This window comes from Paenibacillus rubinfantis, from assembly GCF_001486505.1.
Taxonomy (GTDB): domain Bacteria; phylum Bacillota; class Bacilli; order Paenibacillales; family Paenibacillaceae; genus Fontibacillus; species Fontibacillus rubinfantis.
On the sequence record NZ_LN909064.1, the window covers coordinates 92717 to 110797 of the forward strand.

An 18081-nucleotide genomic window follows, 5' to 3' on the forward strand; every position below is an offset into this window, starting at 1 on the left:
GCGGCCGTGTGTCTTGCAAACAAATTGATAAGGAGGAATGATCTACATCATGAACAAGGTAAAAACAACCATCGTATCCACCCTACTTCTCTCGCTGGCGATGGCAAGTCCGCTGGGCAGCGCCGGCGTGGCGAGTGCGAACGTCTCCGCTCAGGCTCAGGTGTACCCTTCTAGCGTGGCTCCGGTTGAGGCGTCTTCGGGGGCTTTTGTGGATCGGTACCAGAACAACGTGAAGGAGAATGCAACGGTTGAATCCAACCCGGCTCTAAAGGTACTCTCGGGTTATCTCGAACTGTGGACCCCAGGGAAGACCTGGGATGGCGGCACGGTGTTGAATCAAACGGTCCTAAACGCCAATATTCAGAAGGTTGTTGAGATCACGACGAAACGTACGGAGGCCGAAGGGAAAGCCGCGTATCTCGATGACCGGCGCAATCAAAGCTACAGCGTGATCGACGGATTGGGTCCGCTGGCCGACGTGTATCGTCAACTGGCGGGGGCGAAGACCACGATCCTGGATATCCCTGCGGATGCGACCGAGGTCAAATATGACGATAAAGGAACGGGCGAAGGCGATCCTGAATCCAAGCTGGGGAACATGGTGAAGCTGGTGAAAACGTTGCGGGGGAACTATTCCTCGACGAATCCGTCCAAAGGGTATTATCAATACCCTCGTCCGTTCCGTTGGAGCGAGGAGGTTAGCGTACTACCGACGCTGGTTCCGGCCAAAAATCCGGATCCGACCAATGACGGCGGATTCCCAAGCGGACATACCAACGCTGCGTACCTGGCGGCCATCGCCATGGCTTACGCCGTACCGGAGCGGTATCAGGAGCTGCTGACACGCGCCTCCGATTTGGGCCATGACCGCATTGTGGCCGGGATGCATTCTCCGCTGGACGTGATGGGGGGACGGGTGATGGCTACGGCGTTATCCGCCGCGATCTTGAACGATCCCGAGAATCAAAGCCTGAAGGAAGCGGCCTACCAGGAGGCCCATACGACGCTGCTGAACCAAGTGGGCACGGGCACGGATCCGTATAGCGATTACGAGAGCAATAAGCAGAAATTCACCGAGCGGCTGACGTACGATTTTCCGCTGATTCACGAGCAGGGCAAAGCCATGACGGTACCGGAAGGGGCCGAAGTGCTGCTGGAAACGCGCTTGCCTTATCTGGACGATACGCAACGCCGCTGGGTGCTGGCGACGACGGGACTGCCGTCGGGCTACCCGCTGTTGGACGATGAAGAAGGCTGGGGCCGTCTGAATCTGTTTGCGGCGGCGGATGGTTACGGGGCTCTCGTGAATGATGTCACGGTAACGATGGATGCGGCGAAAGGCGGATTCCACGCGGCTGACCAATGGCGTAACGATATCTCCGGTTACGGGAAATTGATCAAGCAAGGAACCGGGACGTTGGAGCTTACGGGCAACAATACGTTCCTGGGCGGAGTGCAGCTGGAGCAAGGCACGTTGATCGGCAGCTCGGCAACGGCTTGGGGGAACGGGCATGTCGTGAACAACGGCGGGATTTTGCGCAAAAACGTTCCCGGCGAGCTAATCGTCTCCGGCAACTTCAAGCAAACGTCGAAGGGGACGCTGGAGCTGGCTTTAGCCGGATCGGATGGCGGACCGCTCCGCATTAAAGGCAACGCCACGTATGGCGGCAAGCTGCGGGTGGATCTGAGCGGCATGGAGCTGTCGGAGAACCAGCGGATTACGGTGATCACGAGCGGCGAGTATGATGCGAAAAGCGCCTTCGCTTCCGTTGAAGTGAACGGCTTGCCGGCGAAAACGCAAGCGAAAACGATCTATAACGCACATAGCGTGCAGTTGTTGATTACGAAGAAGTAATGGTGAGATAAGATCAGCCCCCGGAGTGTTGGCTCCGAGGGCTGGTTATTTTTAGGCATCGGCCAACGTGGGGGTGGGCTCTTCCAACTGGGCTAGGCGTTTCAGCAGCTTCTTCAACATGACAGAGGCTTTGACCTGAAGGGGCAGGCTGTCGGCAACGCGGAGCTCGTAGGCCCCGGTTAAGATGGCCTGCTTCAACTCGGCGACGGAATCGCAGGGATGATGCAGCTCGTTGTACAGGCTGCCGTATTGCAGGCACTGATGGGTGTCGCTCCCGGCGGTCACCGGCTTCCCGAGCTCGGCGGCGAAGCGTTCGACGTTGGCGCGATTCACTTCGTTGCCGTATTCGTACATATCCTTGGCGTTCAGGTCAAAAGCGTCCAACCGCCGCAGCTGCTCCGGCTTCAGGTGATGAAGCGGGGTGGAGACGCGGAACGGATGCGCGCCGATTTTGAGCAACGGGTAGTTCTCGGCTAACGTCATCAGCTCGTTGAAGGGGATGAAGGAGCCTTTTTCCGTATATGGGGCCAGTGCCCCGCGAACCTCCAGAATAGGCTCCTTGCGCCCGATCAGCAGAATATGGCCGGTCTCGCGGATATCCACTTCCATCCCGGGGAAGATGCGGAGGCCATCGGCCTCGTAGTATTCGCCATTAAAAGGGTACAGGCGGTCGAGGTTCTCGTACACCTCATGGAAGTTGCGCGTATTAAAATGCTCCGTCAAAGCGAGGGCATTCAGCCCGTTCGCCTTGGCTTCGGCAATCATTTCCTTATAATAGGCCGGCGAGAAATCGGTGGCCTTGGATAATTTGGCGTGGGTGTGCAGGTCGATGCGCATCAAAACAACTCCTTGTTGGTTAGTTAAGAGTAGCGGAAGTCCAGAACAATAGCGCTACATAAAGCGCCGATCCGCCTAGAAAAAGTACATCGCGCCGCTGCAGCTTCAAATGCGACAGCTTGAGCTTCTTGGCGGCGGGGTTGTTCATGCCGTACGAGAAACCGCGCGTTTCCAACGCTTCTACGGTGGTGCGGGAGCGCTTGGCCGTCGCCAACATCAGCGGGAAAAAAGCGTACACCAATAGCTTCAAATAATAAGCGCCTAGCCGCCAGTAAAGGACGCCGTGCCGCTCGGGCGCTTTGCCGCGCAGCCGGTAGGAGAGCAGCACGTTGCGGAACTCCTCGAACAACACCGGCAGAATGCGGTAGCCGTAGGACAAGCTAAACGAGAAGGCGGCGGGGACGCCCAGGGCGAGCAGGCCGTCGCTGATTTTTTCCGGATCCATGCCGGAGAATACGGTGATGCTGGCGAGCGAGACGATGGACAGCTTAAGCGTAAGCTTGAGCAGCGGTAGGGCAGAGGAGATGTCTCCTCCGAAGAACAGGGAAATGATAAACAGCCAACCCACCTGTCCGATTAAGCCCAGGCAGAGCACGAGGATGATAAACGGCGTGACCCGGGACAATACGGTCGTGATGATGACGAACAGGCACATCCCGGCCAGGACGATGTAGCTGTTAAGGAACCAAGGGACGATGGCAAAAAACAGATACCAGATCAGGAGTCCCCGCGGATCCAGCCGGGAAAGGGAAGCATAGCCGCTGCCGTAGGCCGTGTTCATTAATTCGAGCTGGATGCGGTCGAGCGAGATTTTGTTAAACCAGTTGCGGACGAGCTGCATGCGGGTGGTTCTCCTTTCCGGTGAAGATACGGTATAGGCGGTCGGCCAGCTCGGTCGGCGATCCGCATGGCGGTTGGAGTCCGAGGGCGGCGGACAGCTCCATGCTTTGCGTTAGCGCCAGTCCGGCGCGGCGGATCAGCTCCGGGCTGGAGAAGACCTGCGCCGCCGTCCCGTCCGCCAGCACCCGGCCGTCGTGCATGACGATGACGCGCGTCGCCCAGCGATGGACGAGCTGCATGTCATGCGTCGCGATCAGCACCGTGCGGACGTGCTGGTTTAGCTCCTCCAGCGTGCCCAGCAGCTCTTCGCGAGTGGCCAGATCAAGGTTGGCCGTCGGTTCGTCGAGCAGCATGATCGCGGGCCGGATCGCCGCCCCGATGGCGAGCGAGACGCGGCGCTGCTGGCCGCCGCTCAGGAGGCGCGCGTCGCGGTCCTGCAGCGACTCCAGCCGGAAGCTGTGCAGCATACGCCTTAGCGTGTCGTCCGCGTCCGGGTAGCCGCGCCGTTTCAGGCAATACGCGATCTCTTTGCGCACGCTGTCCTCGATGAACATGTCTTCCGGGTTCTGGAAGACAAAGGCGACGTCCCGCGACAGCTGCTCGATGGAGATGCTGCGGGTATCCTGCTGGAGGACGGCGACGCTGCCGTCTGATGGCTTGGCAATCCCGGCGATGAGCTTCAACAGCGACGACTTGCCCGCACCGTTGTTGCCGATGAGCGCGATCCGTTCGCCTTCATAAAGCGTCAGGTCGATGCCGTGCAGCACGGTCCGCTCCGCTTTGCGGATCGTGCGGTAGTTGAGGGAAGCGCCGTTGAACCGGATGACGGGGTTCCGTTGGTCATAATCAGGCTGATGCTCATCATCAGCGGATAGAGAACGGGGGCTGGCCCATGGGGCAGGCGTTTCATCCGGTAGAGTCAGAATCTGCCGCTTAAAATAAGGGATCGCGGCTTCGGTCGTGATCGGATAAATCGCCTGCTGGGGTTGCTTCTCGTTGGGGTTCCGCCGTATAGAACCATTGGTGTCCTGTAAGGCTGATAAGTAGGCCGCGGTCTGGGTCACCTCGGGCGGCTGAATGCCTAGCCGCTGTAGATCGCCCAGGCGGTTCAGGGCTTCGGAGACCGTGCGTTTCCACAGCACCCGGCCTTGATCCAGCAAGCAAACTTCCTGACAGTAGTCGGCGATAAACTCCGAATGATGTTCGATCACGATAATCGTCTTGCCGTGGTTCTGGTTCAGCTCCCGCAGCACTTCGTAGACCTGCCGGGCATGGCTCGGATCGAGCTGGGACACGGGCTCGTCGACGATCAGAATCTCTGCGCCAAGCGAGAGGGCTCCGGCCAGGGCGAGTAGATGCTTTTGGCCGCCGCTCAGCTCCCATATATAGCGTTGCTGCAAATGGGTGAGGCCGCACAGCTCCAAAGCGTGGAGCGCCCGATCCTTGTAGTCGGGCAGCCCGTAGTTCAGCGGGGCGAAGCAGGCCTCGTCCAGCACAGTGGGACGTACAAGCTGGTTGTCGAAGTCCTGATAAACATAGCCGACGTGGCGGGAGAGTTGGGCGACGGTTTTTTGCGCGGTGGATTGGCTGTGAATGTGCACCTCGCCTTCGAAGTCGCCGGAATAATAATGCGGAATCAGCCCGTTGAGCAGCTTGCATAACGTTGATTTGCCGGAGCCGTTGCCGCCGATGATGGCGGTGAAGGAGCCCGATTCAATCGTCAGGTTCACCTGGTTCAGTACGGGCAGCTCCGAGCCCGGGTAAGTAAACGATACGTTGCGAATTTCGATCACGGGGCTGCGGGATGCGTTGTTCGTCTTAAGCATATGGCAGGTTCTCGGACTCGTCCCCGGTCTGGATGCTGCGCGTCCGCTTGGCCCGCAGGATCAGCAGCACGATGATAGCTACGACGGCAGCAGCCGCGATGCTAAGCCAGATGGCTCCGGAGCCCAGTCGGTCGGCCAAGCCGCTGTCCCACTCGCCGAAGTTCCAGTCCGTCTCGGACAGCGATTCCGCGCCGAAAGCGATCAGCGCCAGCGCGATCCCGCTTAACACCAGCTTCGGCGAAATGACGCCGGCGGCTTCGTATTTGGTGGATTTGTCGCGTGGTTTGATGCCAAGGAGCGGTTCGATTTTTCCATAGAGTCTAGGAACCAGGTAGAGGGTAGGCAGCAGGGCGAACAGGATGCCGGAGAACAGCACATCGTTCAGGAAGCCCACGCCTTCGACGATCACGACGCTTTGCGCCAGCCCGGGCACGGCTTCGAATTCTTCAACGCCGATCCAGACTTTGCCGATGTCGACCAGGCTGCTGCACAGTTGGTGGATGATAACGCCGGTAATGGCGGCGGTGCCGACTTGCAGGCGGTTTTGCGGGTTACGGACCATCCGCCCGGCGACGTACATGGCGAAGGAGAAGGTCAGGAATTTTTCCAGCTCGCCGAGTCCGCCGAATTGTCCCAGCATCAGCTCGCCGAAAATCACTTCGCCGAGCGCCGCTCCGACTGCCGCGTACAGCGGATGGAACAGCATGCACAACGTGAGCGGGATAAACGCGAAGTATTCTACCGAGAGCTCGATGGGCCCGAGGCGAAACTCGGGGATGAGCTCGGTGAACATGTTGGACAAGCCATACAGGGACATGGAGAGGACGAAGATCATCATTTTTTGCGAGGACGTGAGGGTGTACAGGGTTTTACGGTTCATGAAGGGAAAACCTCCTTTAATGAGTCGTTCTTCCCAAAGTGTAGAGGCCGAGTATTAAATGAGGCGTGGGTGTATGTCAACGGATTGTAATATTTTTTACATAGTGAAAATGATGTAAATAAATTTACATAACAATTGGCTGCTAGGATAGGGGAAGAACAGAACGAGATCCTAAGGAGCGGAGCCCATGTCGAAGTATCGGAATCAAATTTTTGCGAAGCAAGTGAAGTTCTCCCCTGGCCATCAAAAAATCGCCGATTTCATCGAGCGGCATCCCGACGAGGCGCTGTTCATGACCGAGCAGGAGTTGGCGGATCGGGTGGGCACGAGCATTGCCACGGTGTCGCGGTTTTGGCGGTCGGCGGGATACGAGAACGGCAAGGACTTCCGGTTGCGGCTTCGCCAGGCCATCGATACGACCCCGGCGCATAAGCTGGAGGCGACCATCTCCCGGCTCGATCCGTCGAGCTTGCCGCTGAAGCTGCTGGAGCAAACGAGCCTTCACCTGCGGGAGTCGGCGGAGCGGACCAACCCGGAGGAACTGAAGCATGCCGCCGCCTTGATGGCAGGAGCCAGACGGATCTACGTCTACGCGCCGGGGCCTTCCGTGGCGTTGGGAGAGTTGTTATTTTACCGGCTGTCCCGATTCGGGATGTCGGTGCGGATGATGGCGGCCAGCGGCCATGAGCTGCTGGAGTCGCTCGCGCATGTGCAGCGGGAGGATGTCGTGCTGCTGTTCAACTTCACCCGACTGCTGCCGGAGACCGAGGTGATCCTCGACTGCGTCAAGCGGATCGGCTGTTCAGCGGTGATGGTGACAGACCGCGAGGAGTTCCGGTATGGGGCGCAGGTGGATGCGGCTTTTTACGTGAGCCGGGGAGACTTGGGGGAATTCCATTCAATGGTGACGCCATTGCTGCTCATCGAGCAGATGATCTTAAGCATCGGGCTGCTTAATAAAGAGAAGGTGCTGGCCAAACTGGAGTACTTGGGAGAACTGCGGGCCAGGTATGCCGAGAAGTTGCCGCGGGGGAAGGCTTGAGCTTGGTGGATAGAGGGCGCTCATCCTTGCTTTTGACCGCCTAAGTTGGTACAATAAATGTCTGGTAAACTGCCCTGTGGGGGATTCAGAGGAGAGTGAGAACATGGGTAAGAAAAGTGACGGTAAAGTGCTGGCGCAGAACAAAAAAGCTTCCCATGACTATTTCATCGAAGATACCTACGAAGCGGGCATGGTGCTGACCGGCACAGAGATCAAGTCGATTCGGAACGCCCGGGTGAACATCGGGGATGCGTTCGCAACGATCCGGAACGGCGAGATCCATATCCACAACATGCATATCAGCCCGTTCGAACAGGGGAACCGGTTTAATCCGCTCGACCCGACGCGGACGCGCAAGCTGCTGATGCATAAGGCGCAGATCAACAAGCTGCTGGGCTTATCCAAGCAAGAGGGGTATTCGATCGTACCGCTCAAGATTTACATCCGCAACGGATATGCGAAGCTGCTGCTGGGCCTGGGCAAAGGGAAGAAGCAATACGACAAGCGCGACACGGCTGCGAAGCGCGATGCTCAGCGTGATATTCAGCGGGCGCTGCGCGAGAAGCAGAAGGTCGCAAGATAAAGTGGGGCGAATTCGTTCCCAGCGTTTCCATCAAGTCCATAAACATGAAGTAAGGCAAACATGGTATACTAATGAATGTAAGAGAGGATCACGTTCCTGATATGGAGAAGGAATTGTGATGCGAACAACAGCAGGCCCTTGCAGGCTACACCATGATCCAGCACCCTTTTTAATTCGGGGGCGTTTATGGATTCGACGGGGGTAGATCGAGCATGGGTAGCGGGTAGTGGGGACGCGTCCACTTCATCAACGCTAAAGCCAATTAAACGGCAAACAAAACAACAACTTAGCTTTCGCAGCTTAATAACCTGTGAGCTAGCTCTATCCCTGCATCGCCCATGTGCCGGGAATAGGGCCCAACTTTAGTGGGATACGCCGTCTGGTCTCCGCCTGGGGTCAACGGAAGAAGATAATCAGGCTGACCCGAAGGGAATCCGGTGACAGGGAGTCTCTAGGGTGACATCAAATCTGTCACTACACCCGTAGAAACCTATGTGGCGTTGCCTTCGGACAGGGGTTCGACTCCCCTCGCCTCCACCAACCCATGAGAAAAGCGACCGTGATAGGTCGCTTTTTTGCTTTAAATGTACCCTAAGAGGATATGCGGCAATATGACCTATATGTTATAATAGTAACGACTAGTGAGTATACTTGTTAAAAGTCGGAGGCAACCTTGTACAATATATTGTTTTATGAAGATGAGGCTGGTAATAAGCCAGTCGAAATTTTTATGGATAAACTAGATGAATCGGCCTCAAATAATAAGCATGCGAGAGTTCAATTAGAGCAGATTATCTATTGCTTGAATAGGTTAGAAGATAAAGGGACGCGAGCGGGCGAGAAATTTACGAAACGTATCTCTGGTGATATATGGGAGTTGCGTCCTGGAAATAATCGTATTTTATTTTTCGGTTGGAGTGGCAATCAATTTGTTTTATTGCACCATTTCTCAAAGACAACTCAAAAAACACCCATGAGAGAAATTGAAATTGCTAAAAGAAGGATGGAGAATTGGTTGTCTAGAAAATGAAAGGAGTGATCGCATGAATAGCTGGGGCGAAAAAAAGAAGACGTTAAAGTCCATAGATCCAATTCGAATGAATGAGCTTGAAGCTGTTGCGCAATTAGTAAATGCCATCCACCAAAGAAGAGTAGAATTGGGATGGACTCAAAAGGAGTTGGCGGATAAAGTGGGCCTCCATCAAGAGTCAATTGCCCGCATCGAGAATGCGGGAACTGTTCCTCGCCTTGATACCGTTTTTAAGTTAGCAATGGCTATGGGCATGAAACTAAGCTTACATGGAATAGAAGAGGCCGCATCCGCTAGTGTAGGCTAAAATAAGTAGTGAATTATTTATTCAGGGAGTCCGAGTATCGCTTACGATGCTAGCATTGCTCTGCAATGCTTTCAGGTGACATCAAAACCGTGACTACACCTGTAGAAGCCTATGTGGCGTTGCCTTCGGACAGGGGTAAGGGCTCCCCTCGCCTCCATATGCAGTACTAAAAAAGAAACCTTAAAAGGTTTCTTTTTTAATTTCGCTGTACTTAAATAGATTCGCAATGTTTTCGTATTGTTTTGGTTAATTCTTCAAATGTGTATTTGTGGTTTACCATATCTACTACAAAGTCTTCAGCATACTTCTCATCCATTTTTAAATGTAAATTGTTATACCGTAAAAACAAGACAAGGGCTGTAAAGGCTGTTCGTTTGTTAGCATTATAGAAAGGATGATTTTGACCTAATGACTCAAACAATGCAGCTGACTTTTCAAAAATAGTTGGGTAAGCATCTTTTTCAAAAGCCGAAGATAGAGGGCGAAGAATTGCCGACTCAAGCATTCCTGCTTCTTTCACGCCTTTTTGTTCAGATGGACTATATCGTTGGATCATAGCAATATTAATAGCAATAACCTCTTCTACGGATAAATAACGTATATTTTTCATCGGTCTTTAAGGTTTTTCAATGTCTGGTCATACTGTTGGATTACATTAGTTAATGTATCCATAAAATCTTCACTGATTCCATCAGGTAAAGCTACCTTATTCGATTTTTTAATAATGATTTCTCCAGTATCTTGGTTAACATCAATCAAAACAGTATCTCCCTGACTTAATCCGATCTGTTTGAGTGCATCAGTCATGGTTATACCCAAACTGTTGCCAAACTTGCCTACTTTTCGTTCCATGTCTATCACCCTATTCATATTCAATTGTTATAACAATTATACAGTATCTATTAATTTAATTTCAATTCAATCGTTATTGGTATTTTTGTTGTTTTCTCCGCTCCTCCGCGAGGCATGGGAATGGAAAGAATCCTTCTCCCATTGGTATGACTATTCGCCGGGTTTCGAAGTGGCCAGCTTGGATTTGCCCGTTGGTGCCAGCAAGGGGGAGGGATCCAGCATGAGGCTGTGCAAAACACGTTGAAAACGATGCGGAATTGGGAAGGCATTCGAAAGCGACACGGATCAACACGTGACCGTTAGAGTCATTAAACTATCGGAGGCAGCCATGTCGACGGTCGGGATTTAAGAGATCGCCGTTAATGCGAAAGAGGGGATTAAGCCCACTCCGGCAAACGCACACCAAATTGAATTTATCGGCGATTCTATTACGTGCGGTTATGGGGTTGACGATGACAATGTGTCGGGTACTTTCACCACAGCCACGGAAGACGTCACGAAGACCTAAGCTTATCTGGCAGCCTAGCAGCTTCAGGCAGATTACAGCATGGTTTCGTTAAGCGGCTACGGCATTATTTCAGGATATACGGAAAACGGCGAAAAGCTGCTCACCCATCTCGTTCCGGATTACTACGAAAAGGTAGGCAAATCCGAAGGGAAGTTTGACGGCACCCTAGTGCCTCAATCTCTGAACTGGGACTTCAATAAGTTTGTACCTGATCTGATCGTCGTGAATCTGGGAACAAATGATGACAGCTATACCAGGACGGCCCCGACAGACAGGCGGATTACGTGAAGCAGTATGTGGAATTCCTGAAGATGGTTAGAACCAATAATGCGAACGCTGCCATCCTATGTACACTCGGGATGATGAGACAGACTGTATCCTTTTGTTGAACAAGCGGTCGGCAATTATACAAAAGAAACGGGCGGTACGAAGATCTCAGCCATGAGGTTTGAAATGCAGTCGGAAGCGGACGGTTACGTCGTTAATTTCCACCCTTAGGAAGTGACTCATCGGAAAGCGGCGGAGAAGCTGGTTGCGGAGGTTAAGAGAGTGATGGGATGGGCTCTTTCCTAGTCTGCTCATGGGATGGTGTATCCGCCTCAAGAGAGCTTTAGAAGCTATCTCGAGGGGGATTGAAGAGGGCGGAGATGAAGAAGATTAGGATGAAGTTCTGAATTGCTTGCGATATTCATTCGGGGTGACCCCGGTAGCTTCGCGAAAGGTTTTCGTAAAGTAGGAGAAATTACTGTAACCCACATGCATGGAAATCGCATTAATCGGAAGTGAGCCGTTACGCAGCAGCTCCTTTGCTGTTTCCAGCCGTTTATTCAGCAGATAGCTTCCTATGGACATGCCCACCTCGCGTTTGAATAGTCTAGATATATAATCGGGATTTAAGAATACAATTTCCGCCAGATTGTTACGGGAGACCTCCTGGTTAAAATTTTGGTTCAAATAATCGAGCAGCTTATCAATAACGGAGCGGGAGCTTTCTGCAAAAGCTGTATATTGTAATGCATATTTGAACAAATGGCGGACATAGACCTTCATATTTTCGACCGACCGGATGGACCGCTCGTACAATTCATCATGATTCCCCCGATTCGCGAATAATTTGTGGGCGAGAATCTCCTTCCGTTTCAACTCGGAGTAGACAAGCTGCGTCACATCCAGACGGAACAGCTTCAAGGTGTCTGCATTAATCTTATTATGGGCTGCCAGGTTGTCCAGATACAGCTCGGCGTTCTGCTCTAAAGCTTCTCTGTCCCCGTTGGCCAAGAGCGACTCCCACACGTTCATGGACGGGCTGTTGTAGGGGATTTCCCGGTGCCGGTATTCGCACAACAGAAAGGTACAGTTCTTGCTGTTTACATTATCCGCACTCATCGCTTGGAGACTCTTGATATTCGGATTGACCCCGTTTATATCGCAGGCGTCTCCAATATTACATCGAACATCCATCTTCAAATAACGATTCATCTTCTGAATATAATTTTCGCAGAGCGGCCGGACCTCCAGCGGATCATTCTGCGGACCTGAACATTTTAGAATGGCGGCCCACACCTTTTCCTGCAGACGGATGACACTCTCAACGGTAAATATCGGGGATGCAAAGATCTCGGACACGGCGTTCTTTAAAGTGAATTCAAACAGTGAGCCCCCCCAATGATTGTAAATATCGTCCCTGTAAAATACATCAATCAATATAGGAATAAACATGTCTTCTTCCCTGTAATTCAAATGTTCCTTCTCGATTCTCTCTTGTAGGGAGAGGGGGTCGGCAGCTATTTTGTCGAGCAGAAGGCTCCACCAAAAATGTTCTACGATATGCTTCCGGTTGTTGAGCCAATAAAGGCTGTTTTGTTCGTGTTCCTGCTCCTTAATTCTAGAGGTAATGTTACGAATAGCCCTGTGAAGGGCTTCTTCCAGCAACGAGTAATCGACGGGTTTGAGTAAATATTCCAGACTCTGTAATTGAATGGCCCGCTGTGCATAAGAAAAGTCGGCAAAGCTGGTCAAGAAGATAGTGTCAATCTCTATTTGATGTTCCCGGACCCATTCCAGCAGATCCAACCCGCTTCCTTGGGGCATTTCAATATCGCAGATCATGACTTCAATCGGGACGCTCTCCAGTACAACCTTAGCCTGGCGGATATTATGAGCGGTATAAACACCCTCGAAGCCAAGTCCCGGCCAATCCAGGGCCTTCTGAATACCTTTTATCATGTAATCATCATCATCCACGATTATAATGTTCATGCTCTAGGGCGCTCCTTTCTCTGTGGTATATGAATTTCAACGACCGCTCCCCGGATGGGGCTGTTATAAAAGGTAGTCTGCACATCCTCCCCGTAGAAATAATCCAGTCTTTTCAGACAATTGTTTATGCCGATCCGTATGCCGTTCTCGTTCGGGAGGAGTTCTCCGCTCTCCAATTGAGCTAAAATATCGGCGTCGAAGCCTCGACCGGTATCTGCGATAAAAATCGCCGCGTAGTCTCTGCCGTCCCGTTCTTCCGGAAACACCGTGACAGAGATCTCTACCGGTTGGTCCAGGGACACCGTATGCTTGACTGCATTCTCGACGAAGGACTGAATAACTAACGGGGGAATCTGACAATTCATCGTATCCGGGTCCTGTTCCAGGTAATAGGAGAAGGCAGAGCGGTAACGCATCTTCTGAATGTCGAGATAGTTCTTAACATGATTCATCTCGTCTTCGACATATACATAATCCAGTTTGCTCTTGAAGAGATACCTCAAATACTCGGATGTCGTTCTGGCCATTGTCTGGATATCAGGATACAACTTCAGATCAGCCATGTGGTATATGAAGTTCAGGCAGTTGAGAAAGAAGTGCGGCTTGATCTGAAGCTGCATATAGTCCATTTGGACCCGCTGTTTCTCCAGTTCTTTCTCATAAACTTCGATTTTCAAGGCTCTGACCCGTTCAGCCAGAAATGCAAAACGGGCGTTAGCGAATTCCAGTTCAGTGATTCTGCTGGTTTCCGGTCCAAACTCATCTTCTTCCCATTTATCATTTTCAAGCACTTGAGTGAAGTGACGAATGGGATTTAGCACATTCCTTTTTAGATAAACGGCTACGATCCGCAGCGTGAGGAGTGTGATTAAGGTAAGCAGAAATAAGAGCAGTTGAATGGTAACCGCCTTCTCAAACAGACCAAAGTTAGATATATAGAGACGAATCCGGAAGGGCGCAGAGTTAAAGGCGCGGTCCAGAATCAGATTATTGGAGAGCAATCCTTCACCAAGTCCCCACAGATTGGCAAGCCATGCAGAACGGGACGCAGTTACTGAGGCGGGGATTCCGGTAAGAGGCTCATTGTCTTCGCCCACAAGCATAGCATACCCTTCTTTTCCCAACTCAAGCTGTTTTAAAGGCCGTAACAGGTCTTCCGCGCTAATCCAGCTCCCGATATATTTATTATTATACCGATACAGCTTGACCAGATATTTCTTTCCGTTGACAGCAATCCTGTTCCAGCTTTGGCTGGCGGAGCTTGCCTGGATACGGTCAGAGGCGATCAGGGAGACGATCTCCTTTTGCACCTGTTTTCTCTCCTCATAGGAAAGGGCGCTGGTGCAGGGAACATAAGTTTCTTTATCTTCAAAGTAGAGAAAAAAATTGTAGTAATCGCCATATTCCAATAAATAATCGTTAAATTTTAGCTGTAGATCATGAATAGCAGAGTTGACCTCGATCTGGTCGGCGCTATTTTCGATCGTTTCGATGAAAAGATTGGTATCCTTGTCCGTACCCTGACTCCCGAGGAGAATGGTCAGCATGCGGCGATTGATATTTGTAAAATTGTCGTTAATCCGTGAAGCGTACAAGCCGGTCATGTTGTCCAGATATTGCCTCGTATCCGATCTTATAAAAGTAATGGTTACAAGGCTGACCAATATGTTCAAAAGCAGAACTGGAAACAGCAGCAGAACGACTAGCTTTGTCAACTGAGCAATAGGTTTTCCTTTTCGTGGTTTACGATTTGTCACTTCTTTCACCCTTCCCCAAAACAGCTTTAACCAAATGCCTGGAGAGGCATTTGGTTAAGTATAAACTCAACTGGGGTTGAACATTCCCTATTCCTTAACTGCCCCAAGGGTAATCCCTTTTTCAAAATACTTTTGCAAGAAGGGAAACAGCACCAGGATCGGAATCATCGCTACAAAGGCAATAGCCATACGTATGGATACCGACGGCATTTTGGCCGCCTGCGCACCTCCGCCGCTGAATTGGGCATTCGCGAGATATTGAATATCCGTAATCAATTTGTTCAGGAAGTTTTGTATAGAGTAGAGGTCCTCCCCTTTGGTTCCTGTTAAATAGTATAATCCATTTGTCCAGTCATTCCAGTATCCCAGGGCGGCGAACAGACCCAATGTTACAAGAATCGGCTTCCCGAGGGGGACAATGATGGAGAAAAAGATATTAAACTGGCCGGCCCCGTCGATTTCAGCCGCTTCGATCAAGGCTTCGGGAATGCTTGTTCGGAAATAGGTCCGCATAAGCAGCACATTCATGGCACTGAGCAGCAGCGTAGGAATCAGCAAAGCAAATATCGTATTTTTAATGTGGAACGTATTTGCATACATCAGGTAAGTCGGAACAAGACCACCGTTGAACAACATGGTGAAAATAACATAGAAAGAAAAGAATTTCTTGCCGGGAAGATCCCGGCGTGATAGAGGATAAGCCAATAAAGCCGTAAGCAGCAGGTTGACAAGGGTTCCCACAACGGTGATGAATAGTGTGATGCCGTAAGCACGCAGAATCTTATCGCCCTTCTGTGCAATATATTCATAAGCATATAAACTGAACTTTTGCGGAAATAAGGAATACCCGTGAACGATCAGAGAATTCTCTTCCGTGATTGAGGACATAAACACCAGAAGGAAAGGCAGCACGGAGATCAGAACGACCAGCATCATCACAATATGGGCAGTCGTTTGAAACACACGATTTTCTCTCGTATTTAGCATAATTTATACCACCCCATTAGAACAGAGCACTATCTCTGTCAAGTTTTCGGACCAGCCAGTTGCATCCTATAATCAGAAGGAATCCGATGACAGACTGGTAGAAGCCGGCGGCGGAAGCCATTCCCGTATCCCCCAACTGTAAGAGCGCGCGATATACATACGTATCGATTGTGTTGGTGACACTATATAGAATGCCCGAGTTCTGCGGCACCTGATAAAACAAACTAAAGTCCGAAAAGAAAATGCGGCCGACATTGAGCAGTGTCAGCGTGATTACGCTTGGAAGCAGCATCGGCAGGGTAATAGTCCGGATTTGGACCCACTTTCCCGCGCCGTCGATATCCGCAGCTTCATATAGGGAGCGGTCGATGCCGATAATGCTGGCAAGGTAAATGAGGCAGCCGTAACCGACACCTTTCCATGTGTTTACAATAATTAGAATGTATGGCCAATACTTCGTTTCCGAATACCACGAAACCGGATCCTTACCTGCCATTGGCAGAACCGTCTTATTCATTAATCCGGTTTCCGGGCTGAGGATCGCGTACACAATATAACTGACGATAACCATCGACATCAGAAAAGGAAGCAAGACAGCGCTTTGGTACAACTGTTTCATATGTTTGTTCACCATCTCGCTGATGAAGATGGCGAAAATAATACCCACCACGATATTCACAATAATAAAAGCGAGATTGTACAAAATGGTGTTTCGGGTAATCACAAAGGCATCCGGGGTAGTGAACAAGTATTTAAAATTATCAAAACCGACCCAATCGCTGCCCCAAATCCCTTTGCGAAAATCCATTTTTTTAAAGGCAATGACTAAACCTGCCATCGGGATATAGTTATTAATGAAAAGATAGATTAGTCCTGGAGCCATCATAATAAACATAGGCGCCCATTTACGTACTTTCACGGGAACTCCTCCTTATTCAGACAGCCGCCTCAAGGCCGGTTTCAACGGCTTTGAGGCGACTATATTCTGACGATTGGGGTTACGGCTGCTTTGTCGCAAGAAATTCATCTAGTTGTTTTTGTTGAGCCGCAATAACTTTTTCGATTCCCGCTTTTTTCAGAGCTTCGACATATTTAGGCAAATATTCGTCAGGATCTACGGAACCCGATTCCAGGGAACGTGAGTATTGCTCATTCACATTGGATATCGCTGTAATTTCAGCTTCGTATCCTTTCGGATCAAACATAAAGCCGAAGGCTTTGGATTTAGGGGCTTTATCATTGAATTCCTTCATACGGTCCCATACATCTGCAGGCTGACTGCCTTCCCATACGCTTGCAATAAACTGGTTGGGCAACTGCCAGCCCAGGTTAAGGTGATACTCAGCATTGGAATCATTGACACCTTCGGGATAACCGATCGTATTGTTCTCTTTATCGATGTAGACATAGTCGGTGCCTTCCATCCCCCAGTTGAGGAGGTTCATGACTTCCGGACTTCCATAAATGTAATCAAGAAGCTGCATGGCTTTGTCCGGATCTTTGGAATTTCGGGCAATGCCCAAGGTTACATAACCGGAAGAACCGGAATGCAGCACGTGCTCACGCAAGGGAGCAAAGACGACGTCATAATTACCTTCCTTGTTCTGATAAGCCGGATGCCAGCCGACAATCGTCGAGAATGTGTTGCCCGCTTTCATGACGACGGAAGGCTCGTCCTGGGAAGTCGGGGCATCTTTATTGATATAGCCCTTCTTGTACCAGTCATGGAAAATATCCAAAGATGCTTTATACTGTTCCGTCGCAGGACGGATTTCTACTTTAGTGCTCTCCAAGCCGTCATTGGCCAATACGCCTCCGAAGCCGCCCAAGGAGTCAAAGCCGCCATACCGGGTGGCCGGCTGATTTACACCGCCTGCGCCGAACAGCATCGTCATATTCGGCTCCCCCGCCTTAACCTTGTTAAAGATCGGTTCCAGGTCTTCGAGAGATTTAATCTGAGTGATATCGATATCGTACTTTTCCACCAAATCTTTGCGCATTTCAATCGATGGCGTGCTGTCCCGCTCGATGTTAGTCGGAACCCCATAGACGAACCCGTTGATATTGGCAGACTTGGCTATTTCTTCCCCCAATGCTTCCTTGATGTTCTTGCCATACTTATCAATCAACGGTCCTAAATCCTCGATTTTACCGCTGGAGATGTAACCAGCCGCCTCACCCGATCCGAGCCGGAAAAGATCAAGAGGTTCCGTGCCCGTCAACATCAGTTGAATTTGCTGATCCGTAGAACCCCAAGGGAGAATCATCAATTCAAGCTCCATATTCAGATCCTTTTTGAGAATTTTATTGACCTCGGCCATTACTCTTTCTTGTCCGGGCTGTTGTTCCCCGGAGATGGCCATAACGACCTTGTGAGCCGTATCCTTTGCGCCTGTATTGTTGCCGGAAGCCTCCTTATTCCCGCCGCAACCCGTTAATGCCGTGAGAGTCAACATGGTAGAAAGGACCAATGCGCCTACTCTCTTTTTCATACGATCACCCCGTTAAGTAAGATTAT

Annotated in this window: 17 protein-coding genes, 1 other RNA gene and 1 pseudogene; 8 read left to right on the forward strand and 11 right to left on the reverse strand. The window is 51.0% G+C overall.

The window, feature by feature from the left end; translation table 11 throughout:
• Positions 1–49 precede the first annotated feature (49 nt).
• Positions 50–1855 (forward strand): acid phosphatase, encoded by a 1806-nt coding sequence (locus BN3277_RS08850; RefSeq protein ID WP_059042697.1) that lies wholly within the window; start codon positions 50–52, stop codon positions 1853–1855.
• A gap of 51 nt (positions 1856–1906) precedes the next feature.
• Here the strand turns inward: BN3277_RS08850 and BN3277_RS08855 are convergent, their stop codons facing one another.
• Genes BN3277_RS08855 through BN3277_RS08870 form a run of 4 tightly spaced genes read right to left on the reverse strand, consistent with a single transcriptional unit; the run spans position 1907 to position 6238 of the window.
• Positions 1907–2692, reverse strand: a complete 786-nt coding sequence (locus BN3277_RS08855) for a PHP domain-containing protein (protein ID WP_059041915.1) — start codon at positions 2690–2692, stop codon at positions 1907–1909.
• Between the two features lie 19 nt (positions 2693–2711).
• Complete coding sequence (locus BN3277_RS08860) at positions 2712–3533, reverse strand: energy-coupling factor transporter transmembrane component T family protein (protein WP_059041916.1); 822 nt, start codon at positions 3531–3533, stop codon at positions 2712–2714.
• Positions 3508–5358 (reverse strand): ABC transporter ATP-binding protein, encoded by a 1851-nt coding sequence (locus tag BN3277_RS08865; protein ID WP_059041917.1) that lies wholly within the window; start codon positions 5356–5358, stop codon positions 3508–3510. The genes BN3277_RS08860 and BN3277_RS08865 overlap by 26 nt, the downstream gene beginning before the upstream one ends.
• Positions 5351–6238, reverse strand: coding sequence for a DUF8171 family membrane protein (locus BN3277_RS08870; RefSeq protein ID WP_059041918.1), 888 nt, complete (start codon positions 6236–6238; stop codon positions 5351–5353). The genes BN3277_RS08865 and BN3277_RS08870 overlap by 8 nt, the downstream gene beginning before the upstream one ends.
• A gap of 187 nt (positions 6239–6425) precedes the next feature.
• Between BN3277_RS08870 and BN3277_RS08875 the strand changes: the two genes are divergently transcribed.
• The 5 genes from BN3277_RS08875 to BN3277_RS08890 all read left to right on the forward strand — a co-directional run bounded on the left by BN3277_RS08875 (position 6426) and on the right by BN3277_RS08890 (position 9200).
• A complete protein-coding gene (locus tag BN3277_RS08875) occupies positions 6426–7280 on the forward strand; it encodes a MurR/RpiR family transcriptional regulator (RefSeq protein ID WP_059041919.1) in 855 nt (284 codons plus the stop codon).
• Between the two features lie 103 nt (positions 7281–7383).
• Complete coding sequence (smpB, locus tag BN3277_RS08880; RefSeq protein WP_059041920.1) at positions 7384–7863, forward strand: SsrA-binding protein SmpB; 480 nt, start codon at positions 7384–7386, stop codon at positions 7861–7863.
• Positions 7864–8039: 176 nt separating this feature from the next.
• Positions 8040–8403: a transfer-messenger RNA gene (gene ssrA, locus BN3277_RS25015) on the forward strand.
• A 133-nt stretch (positions 8404–8536) separates the two neighbouring features.
• Entirely contained in the window at positions 8537–8893 is a 357-nt protein-coding gene (locus BN3277_RS08885; RefSeq protein WP_059041921.1) for a type II toxin-antitoxin system RelE/ParE family toxin, read from the forward strand.
• A gap of 13 nt (positions 8894–8906) precedes the next feature.
• Positions 8907–9200, forward strand: coding sequence for a helix-turn-helix transcriptional regulator (locus BN3277_RS08890; RefSeq protein WP_059041922.1), 294 nt, complete (start codon positions 8907–8909; stop codon positions 9198–9200).
• 211 nt (positions 9201–9411) lie between these two features.
• Here the strand turns inward: BN3277_RS08890 and BN3277_RS08895 are convergent, their stop codons facing one another.
• Both BN3277_RS08895 and BN3277_RS08900 read right to left on the reverse strand, forming a co-directional pair.
• Positions 9412–9810, reverse strand: coding sequence for a type II toxin-antitoxin system death-on-curing family toxin (locus BN3277_RS08895; RefSeq protein ID WP_059041923.1), 399 nt, complete (start codon positions 9808–9810; stop codon positions 9412–9414).
• Complete coding sequence (locus BN3277_RS08900; protein ID WP_232436368.1) at positions 9807–10052, reverse strand: AbrB/MazE/SpoVT family DNA-binding domain-containing protein; 246 nt, start codon at positions 10050–10052, stop codon at positions 9807–9809. The genes BN3277_RS08895 and BN3277_RS08900 overlap by 4 nt, the downstream gene beginning before the upstream one ends.
• Before the next feature lie 85 nt (positions 10053–10137).
• Here BN3277_RS08900 and BN3277_RS26465 point away from each other — a divergent pair.
• Together BN3277_RS26465 and BN3277_RS08905 are read left to right on the forward strand one after the other, a co-directional pair.
• A pseudogene (locus tag BN3277_RS26465) lies at positions 10138–10316 on the forward strand (ISL3 family transposase); the annotation flags it as partial.
• 283 nt (positions 10317–10599) lie between these two features.
• Positions 10600–10848 carry a hypothetical protein gene (locus tag BN3277_RS08905; RefSeq protein ID WP_059041925.1) on the forward strand — a complete coding sequence of 83 codons (249 nt, stop codon included), beginning with the start codon at positions 10600–10602 and terminating at the stop codon, positions 10846–10848.
• 369 nt (positions 10849–11217) lie between these two features.
• Here the strand turns inward: BN3277_RS08905 and BN3277_RS08910 are convergent, their stop codons facing one another.
• From BN3277_RS08910 to BN3277_RS08930, 5 genes are all read right to left on the reverse strand, one after another.
• A complete protein-coding gene (locus BN3277_RS08910; protein ID WP_059041926.1) occupies positions 11218–12819 on the reverse strand; it encodes a response regulator transcription factor in 1602 nt (533 codons plus the stop codon).
• The gene (locus BN3277_RS08915; protein ID WP_059041927.1) at positions 12816–14576 is read right to left on the reverse strand and encodes a sensor histidine kinase; all 1761 of its coding nucleotides are present in this window, start codon (positions 14574–14576) and stop codon (positions 12816–12818) included. The genes BN3277_RS08910 and BN3277_RS08915 overlap by 4 nt, the downstream gene beginning before the upstream one ends.
• An 87-nt stretch (positions 14577–14663) precedes the next feature.
• The gene (locus tag BN3277_RS08920) at positions 14664–15563 is read right to left on the reverse strand and encodes a carbohydrate ABC transporter permease (RefSeq protein WP_059041928.1); all 900 of its coding nucleotides are present in this window, start codon (positions 15561–15563) and stop codon (positions 14664–14666) included.
• Positions 15564–15579: 16 nt separating this feature from the next.
• Positions 15580–16458 carry an ABC transporter permease gene (locus BN3277_RS08925; protein ID WP_059041929.1) on the reverse strand — a complete coding sequence of 293 codons (879 nt, stop codon included), beginning with the start codon at positions 16456–16458 and terminating at the stop codon, positions 15580–15582.
• 103 nt (positions 16459–16561) lie between these two features.
• Complete coding sequence (locus tag BN3277_RS08930; RefSeq protein WP_082691387.1) at positions 16562–18055, reverse strand: ABC transporter substrate-binding protein; 1494 nt, start codon at positions 18053–18055, stop codon at positions 16562–16564.
• Positions 18056–18081 lie beyond the last annotated feature (26 nt).

Excerpts from the sequence above, each read along its gene's own strand:
- BN3277_RS08905 (WP_059041925.1), top strand. The coding sequence starts at position 10,600 with ATGGTTTCGTTAAGCGGCTACGGCATTATTTCAGGATATACGGAAAAC.
- BN3277_RS08865 (WP_059041917.1), bottom strand. The coding sequence starts at position 5,358 with ATGCTTAAGACGAACAACGCATCCCGCAGCCCCGTGATCGAAATTCGC.
- BN3277_RS08850 (WP_059042697.1), top strand. The coding sequence starts at position 50 with ATGAACAAGGTAAAAACAACCATCGTATCCACCCTACTTCTCTCGCTG.
- BN3277_RS08925 (WP_059041929.1), bottom strand. The coding sequence starts at position 16,458 with ATGTTTATTATGATGGCTCCAGGACTAATCTATCTTTTCATTAATAAC.
- BN3277_RS08870 (WP_059041918.1), bottom strand. The coding sequence starts at position 6,238 with ATGAACCGTAAAACCCTGTACACCCTCACGTCCTCGCAAAAAATGATG.
- BN3277_RS08910 (WP_059041926.1), bottom strand. The coding sequence starts at position 12,819 with ATGAACATTATAATCGTGGATGATGATGATTACATGATAAAAGGTATT.
- smpB (WP_059041920.1), top strand. The coding sequence starts at position 7,384 with ATGGGTAAGAAAAGTGACGGTAAAGTGCTGGCGCAGAACAAAAAAGCT.
- BN3277_RS08890 (WP_059041922.1), top strand. The coding sequence starts at position 8,907 with ATGAATAGCTGGGGCGAAAAAAAGAAGACGTTAAAGTCCATAGATCCA.
- BN3277_RS08860 (WP_059041916.1), bottom strand. The coding sequence starts at position 3,533 with ATGCAGCTCGTCCGCAACTGGTTTAACAAAATCTCGCTCGACCGCATC.
- BN3277_RS08930 (WP_082691387.1), bottom strand. The coding sequence starts at position 18,055 with ATGAAAAAGAGAGTAGGCGCATTGGTCCTTTCTACCATGTTGACTCTC.
- BN3277_RS08855 (WP_059041915.1), bottom strand. The coding sequence starts at position 2,692 with ATGCGCATCGACCTGCACACCCACGCCAAATTATCCAAGGCCACCGAT.
- BN3277_RS08895 (WP_059041923.1), bottom strand. The coding sequence starts at position 9,810 with ATGAAAAATATACGTTATTTATCCGTAGAAGAGGTTATTGCTATTAAT.
- BN3277_RS08875 (WP_059041919.1), top strand. The coding sequence starts at position 6,426 with ATGTCGAAGTATCGGAATCAAATTTTTGCGAAGCAAGTGAAGTTCTCC.
- BN3277_RS08920 (WP_059041928.1), bottom strand. The coding sequence starts at position 15,563 with ATGCTAAATACGAGAGAAAATCGTGTGTTTCAAACGACTGCCCATATT.
- BN3277_RS08900 (WP_232436368.1), bottom strand. The coding sequence starts at position 10,052 with ATGGAACGAAAAGTAGGCAAGTTTGGCAACAGTTTGGGTATAACCATG.